Raw genomic sequence first — 17,680 nt, 5'->3', positions numbered from 1 at the left:
TTCGCGGTTCGTTTCCATCCTGAAATTTGAGATTAGCAACTAATCCCAAATCTCAAAACCTGCGCCTTTCATCACCCAACAGCCACCTTAACCGCACCCCCAGCCAACTGCTCGTAATCCTCCAATAACCACGGAGGCAAACAAGTATTCGCATCCTGAACCCGCAACTGTCCAGCGCGACAATACAGCATCGCCGCCAACAAATTATTCACAGCTTGAGGCGTTCCAAACCCTTTACTCAACTCAACAACCAAGGACTTAAAAAACGCGCGCTCGCTCTCATTCTGCGGCTCGTTAATAAACCCGCTGCCCAAGAGTGCTTTGTAACCCTTGCCAAAATTGCTCCGGTACAAAACTTCTACTTGTTCGCCGGAAACGCTCAGCCACACATCGGCAATTTGCTTACGAATTTGTCGCAAATCTGCTATTACCAATTCAGCCGTAGGGTCAATTTCATAGAGATTGACGGCAGCAGTTAATTCATTGAGAAACTGCGGCATATAATCTTGTTTGACCACTGTTTGTTCTGTGGTCGCAAACGCGCTGTCAAACACCTTTTCATAATCTTCAAGCAACCACTGCGGCAAGCGGGTACGAGCATCGGGAACCCGCATTTTACCAGGAACAAAATACAGCATCGCCCCCAGCAGAGCATTGATAGCTTGAGGCTGCACCAACCCTTTGCTCATTTCAGTCAATTTGTGCAAAAACTGCTGTTCGACTTCAGTCATCGATTCTGCTTGCAAGCCACAGCTAAGAATTGCTTGATATCCCTTGCGAACTTGTCCTCGGTAAAAATTTTCTAGTTTCTCTGAAGGAACAGTCAGCCAAAAATCAGCCATTTGTTTTCTGATTTGGCGGAGTTCCAAAACTACCGATTCGTCTGACGGATCGATGCGGTAAAGATTGACGCATCCTAACAGTTGATTCACAAATTGCGGGGATTGAATGTATTGGGCGAGCAAGTCAGAAGTTGAATCATACTTGACGGCGGCTTCACTCTCAAAAACTTGTTCGTAATCCCCAATTAACCAGTGCGGCAAACGGTTTCGAGCGTCGGGAATTCGCATAGTTTCCGGCGGGAAATACAGCATCGCGGCAAGCAAGGCGTTGACAGCTTTGGGATGGACTAATCCTTTGCTAATCTGGGTTAATTGCTGCAAAAACATTTGTTCGCTTTCCATCATCGGTTGACGTTGGAAATCGCTCTTTAGCAGAATTTGATAGCTGTTACCTGAAGCACTTTTGTAGGCGGTTTCGAGATTTTCCGTGGGAACGTTCAGCCAAAAATCAGCGATTTGTTTGCGGATTTGACGCAGTTCGGATATTGCTGAGATGTTTGATGAGTTTCGTTGGTAAAGCTTGAGGGCATTCGAGAGCATCTCGCCCAAATCTGTCTGCTTGGGAATGCTATCCTGTAAGCTGCGGGATGCTTCCAGGTGGCTAGTTTGCCATTTGCCAAAGAGTTCTTGGAATAATTTGCCGATCGCCCCAGAGTATGCCACACTGTCAAAACAAGCCGGATTAGCTTGCATTTTTTGCTGAATTTCCTGCCGTTTTTGCTGACGCAATTGCGGGTTAGTGCCGAGACTAACGGCTAGCTGAATGTAAGATGCTTCGCTATTGGCAATTAAATCAGGTATTGAGAGCGATCGTACCACCGCCGCCCCCATTCTCGATCGCAAAGTATCGCCATCCCTAACCACCGTTGGAAGTCCCACCTCTAACGGATCTACAAGAGAAGTAGTCCCCGCATAGGGATAGGAATCCAAATAAACATCCCCCAACTTCAGAACTTCTTTAACATCCGCACGGTTAGGAAAACTCTTCAACACCCGCAAACGATTACTCTCAATGCCATACTTAGCAAAAACGGCTTTCATATTATTTACAAAAGCCCCCCCAGGATAATGATTAGTCCAGCTAGGGCCGAAGGGCATTAAAAACAGCACCGAATTAGGAACAGCAGCAATAATCTTTGCCCATGTTTCCCTTAACTCCGGCAGTAGCTTATACAAATTAGCACTCGAAATAAAGACAACCGATTCCTCGGAAATGCCGATACTATTTCTGGTGAAATTAATGTTAGGAGTGTAAGGTTCGAGGGTATAGCTAAAACAGCAGCCAGGCCCGTCAATAGTTGCTAATTCCTCGCGATAATGCTCCTGTCCTTCAGGTACAGGTTCCATCAACTTACCAGCAATGTAATAGTCAATGTGTCGAATTCCTGTGGTAACGGGAGAATTAAAACAGGTAGTTTGTACCCGCGCCAATCGATGCAATGCTAGTAAACTAATCGGATGAGTAACCGCAGTAATATTGGTAGCAATCAGCAGAATATCTAAGTCATCAGCGCGGATTGCCTGAACTTGACTTGGCAAGTCATTAGACAGTTTAACCAGTCTGTCAGCGCGACTCTGACAATACTGTTCTAGTTTATTCCCGTCGAGATTGAGAGCGTATAAAATAATTTCAAATTGCTCTCGATTCAGATATTCAAAAGCGGGTAACGTGGCGAAAGTTTCCGTCATCGCCCCAAAATGTTTAGTCAGGACACCGAGGCGAATTTTCTGCCTGTTTGCAGATCGAGCCGGAAAAATGCAATCAATCGCAGCCCCACGATTTTTCACAGCATATTCAATAATATCTGCCCGCTTTGTGTAGATATCCTTGAGATTTCTACTATTGAAGTACAGAGGAATAAAGTTAGCAATTTGAGTGAAAAACCAAGCGATGTCCTGCCACACTTGTGAGTTTGGGTTCTTGAAGATATTGCTATGCAAATAACTGACCCATCCCTGGACATACTGGCAATAATTGTCAGCCTCTCCTATTTCTTGAAAGAGAGTAGGCGCAGCAAACATAAATTTGAGATAGTCGTTGACAAACCAATTAGGTATAGCTGCATTTTCATACTTCAGCAGTAACTGATCTGCACGACGATAGAGGGCGGCTGCCAGTAAGTAGTTAATATCTTTGGGAGTTTTAATTCCCTGGGAAAGATGTGCTGTTAGGCGATCGATAACAATCTTTTCGGCATCTGTCAGCGCTTCATCTTTGATGTTACTTTTGAGCAGTAGCTGATGCGCCTTACCTGCATCACCGCCATAGGCATTTGCCAGTTGTTCTGCGGGCAGATTCAGCCAATAATTGGCAAGTTGCTGGCGGGATTGGCGGATGTTAGCGAGGTTTACTTCATTAGCTTGGTCTTTTTGATACTCTCCCACATATTGGGACAGCAAAGTTAAAAATTGTTCGGGTTTGCTAAATTCAACTAACTCATTAGCTATTAAATTGCCGTGTTGCTGCAAAATCTGCTGTGACCAACGCACTTCTTCGGGTTTGTAAAGTTGAGAGTGGAGGTGAATAATTGTGGCTCTCATTAAGTCTAATTTTGGGCGATCGCCTGCCATTTTTTGGGTTCTGCTAGAGCCGTCGCCGTGCTGCCTGTAATAGAGATAAGGCTTAGGTAATCGATCGCCTAACCACCCTTTTTCATAGGCAGAAACCCAAAATTCCCAATCTTCGCATCCCAGCTTCATCACTTTTTTCAAGCCGCCTACTTGCTCGTAAATCTCCCTTCTAAATAGGGAAGTAGCGGGGGCTTGATTGTCTCTCAAAAACCGATTGGCATCAAAGTCACCGTGAACAACTAAATCGCAGTTGGATCCGAAGTGCTGCACATCTGTATAGACAAAACCAACATTCGGTTTTGCTAATAAAATTTCGACGCACTCCTCTAGAAATTTGGGATGAAGTTTATCATCAGCATCTAGGAATAAAATAAACTTTCCTGACGACTGCTCAACGCCAAGATTTCTCGAATCAGCCGGCCCGGTGTTGGGTTTATCTATGAGGCGAAGCGATTTTTGAGGATACAGTTTAATTAAATATTTTCCGAAGTTGCTGGTATCATCCGTGCTGCCATCATTGACAATTATGCACTCCCAGTTTGAATAAGTTTGACTGACAACACTTTCAACAGCTTCTCTGAGTAAAGTTGCGTGGTTGTAGCAGGGAATGATTACGCTGACGAGTGTTTCTGCGGAGGTGCGGTAGGGCATGGCATTTAGCTGTGATGGAGAGATTGAAACAGGTAATGTAGTGGCTGGTTTTACACCTCGGCGGGCGATCCCATATTCATCCCATATTTGCCGAGTTTCTTGCTGCGATATTGGCGATGAATGTTCCAAACCTTGTGGATTTTCGCAGTACAAGCCGAGAATTTCTGGCAAGTGCACAATATTTTCGCTTTTGCCAATCCGCAGCCAAAATTCGTAATCGCCAGCAGCAGTAAATTCTGTTCGGAAATAGCCGTATTTTTCGTGCAGCGATTTTTTCCACATCGGCTGGGGGCCAATAATGCAGCGCCGTTCGAGTTCGCTGTAGTCAAATGCTGGCCAATTCCAGCGCTTTTCGGCTTGGGTTGTGGCAAAAGTATCGTTAGCTGTGTTGGTAATTAATTGGTCAGCATACACCAGACTTACTGTGGAGTTTTCGTCCAAGTATTTCGCCATGATTTCTAGGGCATCGGGGCGGTGTCTGTCATCGGTGTTAGCATTAGTTATGTAAGCTCCGTGCGACATCTTAATGCCTCGATTCCAGGCTGCATATAATGTCTCGCGATCCGAAGTGCGATCGTACACAATATTCGGATATTTCGCTTGAAATTCCCGCACAACAGACTGTTCATTTTCTTGGGAACCGCTGTCAATTACTATGATTTCGAGTTGACCTTGTTTGTACAGCATTTGCTCTACCAAGTCCTGCAAGCAGCCGCGGATAAATTTTTCGGAATTGTAAGTAGAAACGATCGCAGATACTTTAAAAGCGGAGGGGACAGGCTGGGAGTTCTCAGCATTCCCGAATTCCCCCTGCAAGCCTGGATCAGTTGGCTGTTGAACGGAAGCATTCTCCGAATGTGCGCGCTCAGCTACTTGAAGCAAAAGTGAGCTAACAGTGGCAGCCATTTTCGACCAAGAAAACTTATTAGCTTGCTCTAACCCCGCCGCAATTAATGAGTTGCGGATATTTGGCTTCTGTATTTCCCGCAAAGCATTGACAAGCCCAATAACATCATCCCCGTTTACATAAACCGCTGCTTGTCCTGCTACTTCTGGAATCGAACCGTTTGGAGAGGTGATGACTGGACAACCGCAAGCCATTGCCTCAAGGACTGGCAACCCAAAGCCTTCATATTTCGACGGATAAACTAACACGGAAGCACCAGAATAAGCAGCTCTCAGTTCGCTGTCGCTTAGTTGCAGCGTGTGGACAGTATTCCCAGAACAGTACAATTCCAGCTCTGGTTCTAATATAGGTTTGCCACCTGCACAGACTATATCAAAGTCAAACTTGTTGGCAAGTTGAGAAAAGGCTTTGAAGAATAATATCCCGTTCTTGTAACCATGCCAGCCTACCCTTTCGCCTACCAAAAGAAAATAGGGCTTGGTAATGCTGTATTTTGACTTAAAGCCTGAAATTTCTTCTCTATCGGCTGGCGAAAAATTGGCATCAATGCCACAGTGCGCTACAGCGACAGAACTTGAAGGAATATGAGGAAAAACCTTAACTAAATCGCGGGCTGTATTTTCGGAAATGGTGATGTAAGCCCAGGCATGGCGGATACCGTTATGCTTTTCTCTCCACTCGGGATGACCAATATTTTGTCCCATCAACTCTGGGATCATGTCATAAGCCATGAATACCGATGGCGTTGAAATTGGTGTCGTGTAGTAAGTAGAAATAAATAAATCGGCTTTTTCTTCATCGCAGATTTGTTGGAGCATCGCGCGATCGCGATCGGTATCACCATAATCGTAAAGGGGAATAGTTCGATAACGGATACCGGGAATTTTTGGGGCAGTTCCGTTTCGATCTAAAATGATAATATTTTGAGCAAAGTTCGTATTAGCCCATTCTTGCCACAGGGATTTCCAAACGCGAGCAATGCCTGTATTATTATGTTGAAAAAATACACCATCAATGAGAATTGTCGGAGATTTTTGACTCGGTTTAACAGCAAGTGCAGGTAAAGGAGACACCGTTGTTTTAAATTGCCACCTTTTTGTATTAATATCTCGTTGTGCAAGGGGTTCTAATCCACAAGCAATCGCGCTATTGACTTGACTCTCATCATTAACCCAATCAAAGTATTGACGCAATAACACAGGAAATTGAGTCTGTTGTTGCAGATTCAACCATTGGGAAGTCGCATTTTTATAACCATAATATTGCTCTTTAAAGCGCAATTGATTCGGGGTAACGTAGGCAAAATGTTGGAAAACCAACCCCTCTTTTTCGGTTTCTTGATGTCGAAAAGGATTAACAAACGCGACATCACGCCATTTACCGTTAGGTAAGGGTTCCGCTAATCTGGGCGGTTCATGGGTTGCCCATACCATACCTGGTTTAAAACGCCAAGTGCGTAGCCATTCATATTGAGGATTATTTGCATAACAATTACGAGTGCTAATAACTAAATTTTCCCCAACAAAATACCAACACCAATAAAAAGCCGCTGTTTTTTCAGGATGTTCAATAAACATCTGTCGAGTTTGGCAAATCTGCTCAAAAGTCCAGAGCTCATCTACATCAATTTGCCACAATAAACACTCTTCAGAAATCCGGGAAAGAGGAGCATTTATCATTTCTCGTTTCCCTTCCCAAAATTCGCCTTCTGGCTTACGATAAATACTAATATTTTGGGGATAAAGACGAGCCAGTTCATCTAAATATTCGGTAGTCCCATCCAGGCTGCGTCCGTCGCGATGAACATCATCAGAAATGTTACCGCCCAGATTGACACTCCAAGCCGTATCATGTTTTAAATCTGCCACCCCCTCGACAATATGCCAGTGCCATCGAAAGGGTAATTTTTTCAAGACATCAATATGATAACGGATGAACGGTTCACCATTGAGAACGATGGTAAAGAAATGAAGGGGAAGTGATGGAAACGCAATATAATTTTCATAGAAAGCCTTAGAGTTGACAACTGCTCCACCAATCGCACCCGTTTTTTCTATACAATGACACTCATAACCATTAGCCATGAGTAAATCAAAAGTTTCTTTGGCGGTGTGCTGCATTCCCTCTAACATTTTTTGAGATATTTCAAACTGAATAAACTCAATTGCTTTTCTTGCTAAAAGATTCAGGCAACCATTAAGAACATCACTTTCAGCTCCTTCTACATCGATTTTTAAGTAATCAATTTTCTCAATATTATGTTTTTGACAAAATGAATCAACTGTAATCGCGCTAACGGTTTCGCTTTTTACAATAGGTACATATTCCTGGGGATTTTCGGGATTTTTCATCTGCGGTCTGCCGATGCTGTTCCAAACCGAAAACTCATCAGGAAATTCATTAAATTGAATCAGTTTATTCTCGGAAAATACTGCATTCTGAAACACGAAAATATTCTGATTATTTTCTGTTCGTCCTTTAAGTGTATTAAAAGTAGTTGAAGTCGGCTCAAATGAATATACTTTTCCTTCACGTCCGACTAAATTACTAAACAAAAGAGAATAGTTACCAATATTTGCTCCAATATCGAAAACAGTCATCCCTTGACGAACTAATCTTTGTACAAGCCGTTGTTCGATTTGTTCTTCATTAAAAGCAAATTTTTCTTGCTGGAAAATGGCATAACCATTTCGCAGATGAAGATTATGCAATAAGAGTTTATAATTAGGATCTTTGAGAAGTCTATGGTAATTTTTATGGTTTTTAAAGGTATGAATATCATCTAGCAATATAAATTTAGCCCCATAGACTTCATCTAATTCAGCTTCCCCGGTAAATTCCGAACCATCTATTAAGACAACATCAAAAAAAATGATTTTATTTTCTGATTTTATTTGCTTAATTCCTGCCTGAGACACTCTAGAATCTTGGAGATATTTTAGGTCTTGTCGGAGCCACTCTAAAACTCGTTCTAGGGGGTATTGGTTCAGTGCAGTTTGGTAAGAATTATAAAAATCAATAACTTCTTTTTCTCGAGCAAATTTATTAATTCCTACTGACGAGACATTATAACATTTTACAAAGCCGTCCTTAGCATATCTGTTTTGTAATGCGGTAAATCTTGCCTGGGAAATTTCCATGCAAAAAAGTTGAGGATGATGGGGATTTTCTCTAATTCCTGTGACAAATGCTTCTGTACTTCCCTCGCCGGAAGATGACCCTATTTCTAAAATGGTTTGGATATCTTCTTCTTTCGCTATTTGTTTAATAGCCTGATAAAATTGATCGTACTTAATTTCTGCGGGAATAATTTGATTGATTTCTGAAGTCATGATCGAATGTTCTCCTTAATTCATTGTGCTATTAATCTGGGAATGCGTTTTCTCAAAAAAACCTTGAAGTCAAATTTAGTTACGAAAGAAAGCTGGTTTTTGAGCTCAGACTATTGAGGTAAATGACGATTTTTGGTAAACGCACTTGGTTTCTGGGTCAGTCCTACTTTACCTTACTTAAGAGTTTAAGAGAACTTACGCGTCACTACCAAAGAAACCGGATTTTTCACTCCAATTAAAGACTCAAGTGCAGTATTTCCGTCAACAAACCCGGTTTCTGCATGGCTATTTAACCGAAAAAGGGATTAACGCGATCGCCACCACTTTTGAAAATCTTGACAAATTCTGTCTTATAGTGTATGAGGAAACGCAAAAATTAGGACAGCACCCGCATCTCCCGACGAAGCCCAGGGCAGTTCCGTTCCCGCGACCTCAGACCGCCGCAGCATGGCCGGGATTCCTCACCACACAAAAACAAGTTACAATTACGTTAAGATTGATGAACATAAATAAAAATTCCCAAATCACAGGGACTAAAAATTAGGAGGATCGACCTCGGTGAATAAACGGTGGAGAAACGCTGGCCTGTACGCACTGCTGGCTATTGTAGTCATTGCCTTAGCAACGGCTTTTTTTGACAAACAGCCCCCAAGCCGGGAAGTCTGGAAGTATAGTCAATTCATTCAGGAAGTCGAAGGCAAGAGAGTAGACAAAATAAATATCAGTTCCGATCGCAGCAAAGCCCTGGTCACAGCCCAGGACGGCAACAAGGTACTCGTTAACCTGCCGAACGACCCCGAACTGATCAACATCCTGACCAAAAATAACGTAGATATTTCAGTTCTGCCCCAAAGCGACGAAGGCTTCTGGGTAAAAGCCCTCAGCAGCCTGTTCTTCCCGATTCTGCTTTTGGTCGGACTGTTTTTCCTGGTGCGGCGCGCCCAAAACGGGCCCGGCAACCAAGCCATGAACTTCGGCAAATCCAAAGCTAGAGTCCAAATGGAGCCACAAACTCAGGTGACTTTCGGCGACGTGGCAGGCATCGAACAAGCCAAGCTAGAGCTAGCAGAAGTCGTGGACTTCCTGAAAAATGCAGACCGCTTCACCGCAGTCGGAGCAAAAATCCCCAAAGGCGTGCTGCTGGTCGGCCCTCCCGGAACTGGCAAAACCCTGCTGGCAAAAGCAGTGGCTGGAGAAGCAGGCGTTCCCTTCTTCTCGATTTCCGGTTCAGAATTTGTGGAAATGTTCGTGGGTGTCGGTGCTTCCCGCGTCCGCGACTTGTTTGAACAAGCTAAATCTAACGCTCCTTGTATCGTATTTATCGATGAAATTGACGCGGTAGGCCGCCAGCGTGGCGCTGGTTTGGGCGGTGGTAACGACGAACGGGAACAAACCCTGAACCAGTTGCTGACCGAAATGGACGGCTTTGAGGGTAATACTGGCATCATTTTGATTGCTGCCACCAACCGCCCCGATGTGCTCGATGCGGCGCTGCTGCGTCCGGGTCGCTTCGATCGCCAAGTTGTGGTCGATCGCCCCGACTTCGGAGGCCGCCTAGAAATTCTCAACGTTCACGCCCGCGGCAAAACTTTGTCGAAAGACGTGGACTTGGAAAAAATCGCCCGCCGGACACCCGGTTTCACCGGTGCGGATTTGTCCAACCTACTCAACGAAGCAGCAATTTTAGCCGCCCGCCGCAACTTGACCGAAGTCTCGATGGATGAAGTCAACGATGCCATCGACCGCGTGCTCGCAGGCCCGGAAAAGAAAGACCGCGTGATGAGCGAAAAGCGCAAAACTTTGGTAGCTTACCACGAAGCAGGTCACGCTTTAGTCGGTGCGCTGATGCCCGATTATGACCCCGTGCAGAAAATTAGCATTATCCCCCGCGGCCGCGCTGGCGGTTTGACTTGGTTCACACCAAGCGAAGATCGGATGGATTCTGGCTTGTATTCTCGGTCTTACTTGCAAAATCAAATGGCCGTAGCTTTGGGCGGCCGCATTGCTGAAGAAATTGTCTTCGGCGAAGAAGAAGTAACAACCGGTGCGTCGAACGACTTGCAGCAAGTGGCAAGAGTAGCACGCCAAATGGTGACTCGCTTCGGAATGAGCGATCGGCTAGGCCCTGTAGCTCTGGGTCGCCAACAAGGCAATATGTTCATGGGTCGCGATATCATGGCTGAACGCGATTTCTCTGAAGAAACCGCAGCGACGATCGACGATGAAGTGCGTTTGTTGGTAGAGCAAGCTTACCGTCGCGCTAAAGATGTACTCGTCGGCAACCGCCACGTCCTTAATGCTTTGGCAGATATGCTAGTTGAAAAGGAAACGGTGGATGCGGATGAATTGCAAAATTTGTTAGCTAATAGCGATGTGAAAATGGCGACGATCGCCTAATCGATTTTACAATTTAGATTTGGGATTTTAGATTTAATCTAAAATTTGAAATCGATAATTGGGGTGATTCTGGGATTGTCTGGAATCGCCCCGATTTTTTTGTGGGCACACAGGAAGCAGCCAAAAAAAGCATTGGAGTAGCAAACCATGATCGTCACTGAAGATAGAGCGCGTGAACTTGCACTTGATTGGGTTGAAGCTTGGAATACTCATAACCTCGATCGAATCATGTCCCATTACGCAGAAGATGTAATTCTGATATCGCCTGTCGCAGCGCAACTGCTAAACGAACCATCTGGGACAGTGACAGGCAAAGAAGCGCTACGAAACTACTTCAAAAAGGGGCTGGAAGTTTATCCTGACCTCAAGTTTGAGTTGCTTGATATGATGTGGGGACTTTCCAGTGTTGTCCTTTACTACATCAACCAAAAAGGCACGAAGGCAGGTGAGTTTATGGAAGTCAGTTCAACCGGAAAAGTGACTAAAGTTGTTGCTCATTACAACGGGTAGAGCGAGGTTATCCAAATGGCGGTAATATGGATGCACAACCGAGCGATGCTGAGGCTTTACTTACTCTAGCTAGCGAGTCAAACGCAGTCCACTCGCCTGTGGTGTAAAGAAAATAACGCAATTTTAACCGCCCCCTCGGAAACCCACGGAGGTGGGTTTTGCTTGTATATACGCGGTTTCAACCGCTCGGTCTTCCGATATGAACTGTATTGAATTATCTGGGGGCAAAATCAGTTAGCATGAATCATCAATCTTGGTTGACACTACTAAAAAAACATCGGGCGATCGCAGTCATCCGTTCCTCAGAAAAGCAACTTGCTTGGCAGATGGCATCAGCGGTAGCAGCAGGCGGAATCCAGTTTATTGAAATTACTTGGAATACCCACAAAGTCGCTGAATTAATTGCGGAACTCCGGTCTGAATTCCCTACTTTTAGTATTGGCACCGGCACTTTATTAAACTTAGAAGAGTTGCAACAAGCAATAGACTGCGGCGCTCAATTTCTATTTACGCCGCACACCGATTTAACTATGATTAAAACAGCAGTTGATGCCGGAGTGCCGATCGTCCCTGGTGCTTTTTCTCCCACGGAAATTCTAACCGCATGGCAAGCAGGCGCTACCTGCGTTAAAGTGTTTCCGATATCCGCTTTGGGAGGCGCCACCTACCTGAAAAGCCTGCAAGGCCCCCTGGGAAATATTCCTTTAATTCCCACTGGCGGGGTGACGCTGGAAAATGCGAAAGTATTTATAGACGCCGGGGCGATCGCCGTGGGTTTAGCCGGAGACTTATTTCCTAAACACTTAGTGGAAAATCGCGATTGGCGAGCGATCGTCCAAATTGCCCAAACTCTCGCCCAAAACTTAACAACTTGTTAAGTCCAGTTTCCAAATCCAACATTTCAAATCTAAAATCTAAAATAGGACAAGCCAATCTAAAGTCTAAAATCTAAAATCTAAAATCTAAAATAGTACGAGGTGTGAGAAATGAACAGCATTATCAACTCAACTTACTTCCGTCGCGCGGGAACTTTCTTTGCCGGCTGCGCCCTCACTTTTGCTACATTCTGCGGTGGTTCAATGACCGCATTTGCCAGCGAACAGCACAACATAATTGCCAATAAAATTATGTTGTTGCAGCAATCCAGCGAACGGTGGATTGAAATAGATTTGTCAAGACAAAGGTTAATAGCTTGGGAAGGAAATACACCCGTTTACGCGGTGATTATTTCCAGCGGCAAATCATCGACTCCCACCCGCACGGGAACCTTTGCCGTTGAAACCAAACACCGCGTTACTAGAATGACTGGGCCGGACTACGACGTGCCCGACGTTCCCTATACAATGTATTACGACGGAGGCATGGCAATTCACGGCGCTTACTGGCACAATTTGTTTGGCAATCCCGTTACTCACGGCTGCACAAATGTAGCTGTCAATCACGCTAAATGGCTATTTGAATGGGCCTCGGTGGGGACGCCGGTGGTGGTGCACAAATCTCAGGTTTAGCGCATTGGGAATTGGGCATCGGGCATCGGGCATAGTCGAACATTATTAGAACTTATGCACCGGTGGTCAGAAACCGGTTTTTTTTGCGAAATACAGAGGTTACAGCCCGCAGATTCGGTAAAAAACCCGGTTTCTTTATTCGGAGTGCATAAGTCCTTGTTTGCTTAGGCGTGCTTGATTAACTGCTGCTTTTAATAACAATCCCAATTGTATAACACCTTACTAAAATCTAATTTTTTGAGGGCTGTTTCATCAATAAAAAAATTACCTATACCAGTGTCTCCCCACATAATATTTACTGTATCATTGCTGTCAATATCCATTTGTAATAAAAGAATTTTTGGCATGATTTCTCCCTCGCCGTTAGTAGCATATTCTCTGACATCGGCTTGTGTAAAATCCGGATAACCACCTATTTTATGACCAAAGGAAGGCGATATTTGTAGGTATTCATCCTCAATTTCAGGGTTCGTAAATAACTCATTAAATTCCTCGCCTAAAAGTTCGGTAAATTTGTAGTCACTGGTACTAATCGGCGCATATTTTTTAGTAAATTGCAAGCTGCAACAGCCATCAACAGGAAAAGCTTCAGGTTTCGGCAAAAAATCATAATTGGTAATGATTTTTTCAATTTGGAAGTCGGGCTGAGGAAAATAGATTATTTTGAATTGGTCTTCGATTGTATGATTATCTGCATTGGCAGAATTGTCCAAATTTAAACCATATAGGTCATCGTCAGCTATATAGAACTGTAAGATACCCCGATGGGGAAAACCATCTAAAGGCGGTATTTCATCAAAGTTGAGTTGCGCTAGCAAAAATAAATATTTACCGTCACAAGTTTTGGGATATTCAAAGCCTTTAGGTAAATAAGGCAATCCCCCAAATTTACTCTGCCACCAATTAACGTCATCATTATTCTGGGTTTGAATTTCGATATAAGGTTTAATGGTAGCTTCGATTCGGTCGCGATACTTGTCTAGTTCTGGAGAGAGTGGACATTCTAGTTTGTAGTTCATCTGCTTTTAACAATCAATTTGTTTTGAAGACAATCCGTAGGGTGCGCCGAAGCGCACCTTACCTGTAAAGTCTATCCTTAACTTAGCTGCACCACGGTTTTATCCTCTAACAATGTTTGATTTGTCAGCAAATCTTCCACGGTAATTCGCAAAAAGCGCTGTTCGTCAACGCGGAACAAAACTTTTATGCGATCGCTCCCCGGATACCCAGGCGGCGTCAATTGCGCGATGCTGCGGGCTCCTTCTTTATCATTTAAGGGCTGTACCGATGTTTGGCCCGCGAGTTGGCGAGTAATTAGCCTGTCGCCGTCAAAATATATCTCCGTGCCGCCAGTTTCCGCTCCCAATTCGCCGATAATTAATTCTATACTTGGCTGACTTTCTAAAGAAGCTCCCAAGACTAATTCTACCGGTTCGCTCATCGGATAAGACTGGCCGGATTTGATTAAACTGTGCCAACTGTGGCAATTGTCGCGGCGGTTCCAATAGCGAATTCCGTAACTGTGATAGAGAAAATCTTTGATTTCTAGCCCTTGACTCAGTTGCAGAGCACCTTGGGCGATCGCCTCAAAGGGTTTGTCACAGCGAATTTTTGCTGGATCGAAATATTGCTGCACCCAACGCCCGACAGCGGGAATTTGTACAGTACCGCCAACTAGCAAAACTGCATCGATATCGCCAATTTCTAAGCCTTGGCGTCGCGCTTGCTGCAATACTTGATTCATGCAGTCGTCTAGTTTATCAAAAAACTGATGTTCCGCGAGGATAGATTCAAAACGATTTCTGCCTAATTCTAATTCGTAACTCTCAAAATTTTCGTCATCAAAATAAACCTCAACAGCCTGATTTACTAAAGACAACTGAATCTTTAACCGTTCTGCTAATCTCGTTGTAATCGGAGATTTTGCCAGCCCTTTTGTTTGAACAAAATAATCAACTAGCCAATTATCAATATCAGAACCGCCTAAATTTTGTCCGGCTTTAGCCAAAACCCGGGCAACTTTTGTTTTTTGCGCTGAAGATTCAGCTAATAACTTTTCGCCCCACTTAAGAATAAAACCGAGGGGCTTTTTGTCGGCGGAAGCGTCCAAACGCACTAAAGAAAGGTCTAGAGTGCCACCCCCGAAATCAATGACTAACAGATTTTCGCGATCGGCTAAACCGTAACCTAAAGCAGCCGCCGTCGGTTCGTCCAACATTCGCACCTGTTCTACTTGCAGAGATTGTGACACTTTGCCCAACCAATGGCGGTAAGCTTCAAAACTATCTACCGGCACAGTAAAAATCAAAGAGTCGATCGGCAAAGGCAGTTCGCGAATTGAGTTTACAATTTGGCTCAAATACCACTCACCTACTTGTTCAAAAGTAATAAGTTGCTCGTCAAGTTCCGGCACAAAACCCTGAACTGAAGTGCCAATTCCCCGCTTAAAATTGCGAAAAAACCGAGAATCTCCACTCAAATCCAGGCCTTTGTCGCGGACTTGCTGACCGAGTATGACTTTACTTTGAGCAGCGTCCTCAACGTAGAGTAAACTGGGAATTAGGGGCGGATTTTGAGCCGAGATTGCCGACAATCCCGGTAATTTCAAAGTTTCGGGCTGCTGGAGGACTTGATTCCAGCGAGCGACGACGGTGTTGCTAGTTCCAAAATCAATTGCGATCGTCATTCAGCCAAAATACACAGCTACTAGGGATTAGATTATATTATGGTATTTAGAGCCACAAATGCAAATAGATTCTCAAATTGTCCTTGAATAAAGATTTTGTTACAACCGGAACAGATTTCGCGGCGGAGTCTTCAATTTTGTGCAAATGCATATTTTTATTTGCAACAAATAAGCGCCACTTTTATAAACGGCACAAAACTCATACCCTTCTAGATTTTATATTAAAAACTTGAGAATGACTAACTGCATAAGGGTTGGGAATTTGGGCATACAGTTGCATTGTTTCTTGAAAATGGTATAATCTCTCCGCCGTCGCAATTTTTTACCTTTGGTATTAATCCAATTTTGTAATGAAGCGTAAAAAATGTTGGACATGGGCGATCGCAACTCAGCACTATTGGCTTTAACACTGCTTGTCCCTGCCGCTAGTATCGGTATCATAGCAGCCTTGTATATTGCCCCTGGAAGCTGGGGACAAACACTGTCAGTCTTTTGTCAAGTTTGGTTGTTGGTTTTTCCGATCGCCTGGTCTGTTTTTGTCGATCGCGAAAAGCTCAGTTTATCCCTACCCAAGTGCCAAGAATTGCTGGCTGGATCTATTTGGGGAATATTCATGTTTGCGGTAATTCTGGGTATCTATAGCCTTTTCGGTCAGCAGTCGATCGATCCTGTAGTTGCTAAAGAAAAATCGTACCAATTAGGTATTAGCAGCCCTACTATTTACTTGATTGTAGAAGCATATTTTGTGCTACTTAACTCGCTGATTGAAGAATTTACTTGGCGGTGGTTTGTCTGCAACAAGTGCCAGATTCTCATACCGGGCACAAAAGCAATATTTCTGAGTTCGCTATTTTTCACCCTCCACCACATTTTTGTAATAGCAGCTTACAGCGACTGGCAGGCTGTGCTATTAGGTTCATTAGCTGTCTTCGCCGCCGGGATAATTTGGTCGCACTCTTATGTGACTTACCGTTCACTTTGGTCGAGTTATATCAGCCACGCGATCGCAGATTTAGCCCTAGCAACTATTGGTTGGCAAATTCTTTTTAACTAGCTGCTTTTTCAGCGACAATCGCAGGCAATTCTACAGTAAAAATTGACTTTTTGCCCAACTCACTCTCCAGATCAATCTCTCCCCCCATCATCCGGGCGGCGTGCCATGCCGCGGGCGATAATGTACCCTGATAAATTTTAAGATTTGGCAAGGTATATGTGGCTATAGCTGCGGTTGATGCCAACTAGCAGCGACAAGTGTTTGCTGGCATTGATATTGATGCTGATTGTACTGAGTTCTTGACTGATGCTGTGCAATAATCGACCGTTCATATCTTCCCACCGGAAGATGCTTTTCGTTAAGGCATCTGGTTTTAATTCTAGGTTGGGTTTTGCTGGCGATCTCATAATTTTAGCTGCTTGAAAACTGGCCAACATATCGCTACAATCATCGGCGGCAGGGCCCCAACAGCACACCGATTTTCATCTGGAATTGCAAACTTAGGAAAAATGATCTTTTCATAACATGAAATTTTTTGTACGCGAAATCGTTTGATAAATACCACGAAGTTGCTGCTACTGCTTAGGAGTCAAGGTTTGCACGATATAGGCGGCTCAACCTTGAGTATTCCTTTGATCTTTCTAGGATAATTTGATAATTTGCGTAGGATTTTTTTTACGGTAATTACTTATACAGAACTTGGTCAAGGACGCTACATATACTTTGCCCCGAAGTGGCAGTCTCTTTTGGGAACTTTTTCATGTGATCGCCTTTTATTAACAAATTTAAAACTCAGGCAGCTAATTAAATTTATATCGGTGAAACTCTATGTTCTGTAGCACGATTGGGAAACCTATTTTTTCAAACAGTGGGCGCCTCAACCAGGTTTTTTCAGGAACATACGGCAACTGAGGGCTAGGGATATCGCTTGAAAAACAGGGTTTATCCCCTCATTCGCGCGTTCACAACGGTGATTCGCGCGATAGCGCCCCTGCTGGTATCTGAGAAAACTACCATCTCTGAATCTTGACCAAATAGGATATTGTATCAAGCAATACCGACAGCACAGTTACCAAAAAACCACAGCCAATGATTGGTATTTACCTCTGTTGGTTCAATGAGGCAATCAACATTCTCAAGGTAAGAATTCCCCTTTTGAATCGAGTATAAAATTTTGCCAAAGGCGATGTCTATCTACTGCATATTGGGTAGTGGCCAAGAAGTAATGATGGTAAGATAGTAGCCTTGATAAGTTTTTTGTGAACTATGCCGAATTGTCCCG

At 44.0% G+C, this 17,680-nt stretch carries 9 protein-coding genes; 5 read left to right on the top strand and 4 right to left on the bottom strand.

All coding sequences use genetic code 11. The features are described from left to right. Positions 1-71 precede the first annotated feature (71 nt). Positions 72-8,303 (bottom strand): FkbM family methyltransferase, encoded by an 8,232-nt coding sequence (locus QUA10_RS22120; protein WP_333084705.1) that lies wholly within the window; start codon positions 8,301-8,303, stop codon positions 72-74. 558 nt (positions 8,304-8,861) lie between these two features. Here QUA10_RS22120 and ftsH3 point away from each other — a divergent pair. The 4 genes from ftsH3 (at position 8,862) to QUA10_RS22100 (ending at position 12,718) form a co-directional block, all read left to right on the top strand. Then, positions 8,862-10,700, top strand: a complete 1,839-nt coding sequence (gene ftsH3, locus QUA10_RS22115) for an ATP-dependent zinc metalloprotease FtsH3 (RefSeq protein WP_006633639.1) — start codon at positions 8,862-8,864, stop codon at positions 10,698-10,700. Positions 10,701-10,847: 147 nt separating this feature from the next. Further along, entirely contained in the window at positions 10,848-11,210 is a 363-nt protein-coding gene (locus QUA10_RS22110; RefSeq protein ID WP_333084707.1) for a nuclear transport factor 2 family protein, read from the top strand. Positions 11,211-11,449: 239 nt separating this feature from the next. Next, positions 11,450-12,088: a bifunctional 4-hydroxy-2-oxoglutarate aldolase/2-dehydro-3-deoxy-phosphogluconate aldolase gene (locus QUA10_RS22105; RefSeq protein ID WP_333084708.1), complete on the top strand. Its 639-nt coding sequence runs from the start codon at positions 11,450-11,452 to the stop codon at positions 12,086-12,088. A 108-nt stretch (positions 12,089-12,196) separates the two neighbouring features. Then, positions 12,197-12,718 (top strand): L,D-transpeptidase, encoded by a 522-nt coding sequence (locus QUA10_RS22100; RefSeq protein WP_333084709.1) that lies wholly within the window; start codon positions 12,197-12,199, stop codon positions 12,716-12,718. 191 nt (positions 12,719-12,909) lie between these two features. Here QUA10_RS22100 and QUA10_RS22095 read toward each other — a convergent pair whose 3' ends face one another. Further along, positions 12,910-13,737: a YwqG family protein gene (locus QUA10_RS22095; protein ID WP_333084710.1), complete on the bottom strand. Its 828-nt coding sequence runs from the start codon at positions 13,735-13,737 to the stop codon at positions 12,910-12,912. Positions 13,738-13,814: 77 nt separating this feature from the next. Continuing rightward, positions 13,815-15,404, bottom strand: coding sequence for an Hsp70 family protein (locus QUA10_RS22090; protein ID WP_333084711.1), 1,590 nt, complete (start codon positions 15,402-15,404; stop codon positions 13,815-13,817). Positions 15,405-15,768: 364 nt separating this feature from the next. On the opposite strand from QUA10_RS22090, the gene QUA10_RS22085 reads away from it, so the two are divergent. Beyond that, on the top strand, positions 15,769-16,458 hold the full coding sequence (locus QUA10_RS22085; protein WP_333084712.1) for a type II CAAX endopeptidase family protein: 690 nt from the start codon (positions 15,769-15,771) through the stop codon (positions 16,456-16,458). A gap of 137 nt (positions 16,459-16,595) precedes the next feature. On the opposite strand, the gene QUA10_RS22080 is transcribed toward QUA10_RS22085, so the two are convergent. Beyond that, the gene (locus tag QUA10_RS22080) at positions 16,596-16,805 is read right to left on the bottom strand and encodes a hypothetical protein (protein WP_333084713.1); all 210 of its coding nucleotides are present in this window, start codon (positions 16,803-16,805) and stop codon (positions 16,596-16,598) included. Between the last annotated feature and the right edge of the window lie 875 nt (positions 16,806-17,680).

Origin of the sequence: Microcoleus sp. Pol8_D6 (assembly GCF_036700965.1) — a bacterium.
Taxonomy (GTDB): Bacteria; Cyanobacteriota; Cyanobacteriia; order Cyanobacteriales; family Microcoleaceae; genus Microcoleus.
This window is presented reverse-complemented; position numbering and strand designations above follow the sequence as displayed.

Coding starts and splice junctions, on each gene's coding strand:
- QUA10_RS22120 (WP_333084705.1), bottom strand. CDS start 8,303: ATGACTTCAGAAATCAATCAAATTATTCCCGCAGAAATTAAGTACGAT.
- QUA10_RS22110 (WP_333084707.1), top strand. CDS start 10,848: ATGATCGTCACTGAAGATAGAGCGCGTGAACTTGCACTTGATTGGGTT.
- QUA10_RS22105 (WP_333084708.1), top strand. CDS start 11,450: ATGAATCATCAATCTTGGTTGACACTACTAAAAAAACATCGGGCGATC.
- QUA10_RS22100 (WP_333084709.1), top strand. CDS start 12,197: ATGAACAGCATTATCAACTCAACTTACTTCCGTCGCGCGGGAACTTTC.
- QUA10_RS22095 (WP_333084710.1), bottom strand. CDS start 13,737: ATGAACTACAAACTAGAATGTCCACTCTCTCCAGAACTAGACAAGTAT.
- QUA10_RS22090 (WP_333084711.1), bottom strand. CDS start 15,404: ATGACGATCGCAATTGATTTTGGAACTAGCAACACCGTCGTCGCTCGC.
- QUA10_RS22085 (WP_333084712.1), top strand. CDS start 15,769: ATGTTGGACATGGGCGATCGCAACTCAGCACTATTGGCTTTAACACTG.
- QUA10_RS22080 (WP_333084713.1), bottom strand. CDS start 16,805: ATGAGATCGCCAGCAAAACCCAACCTAGAATTAAAACCAGATGCCTTA.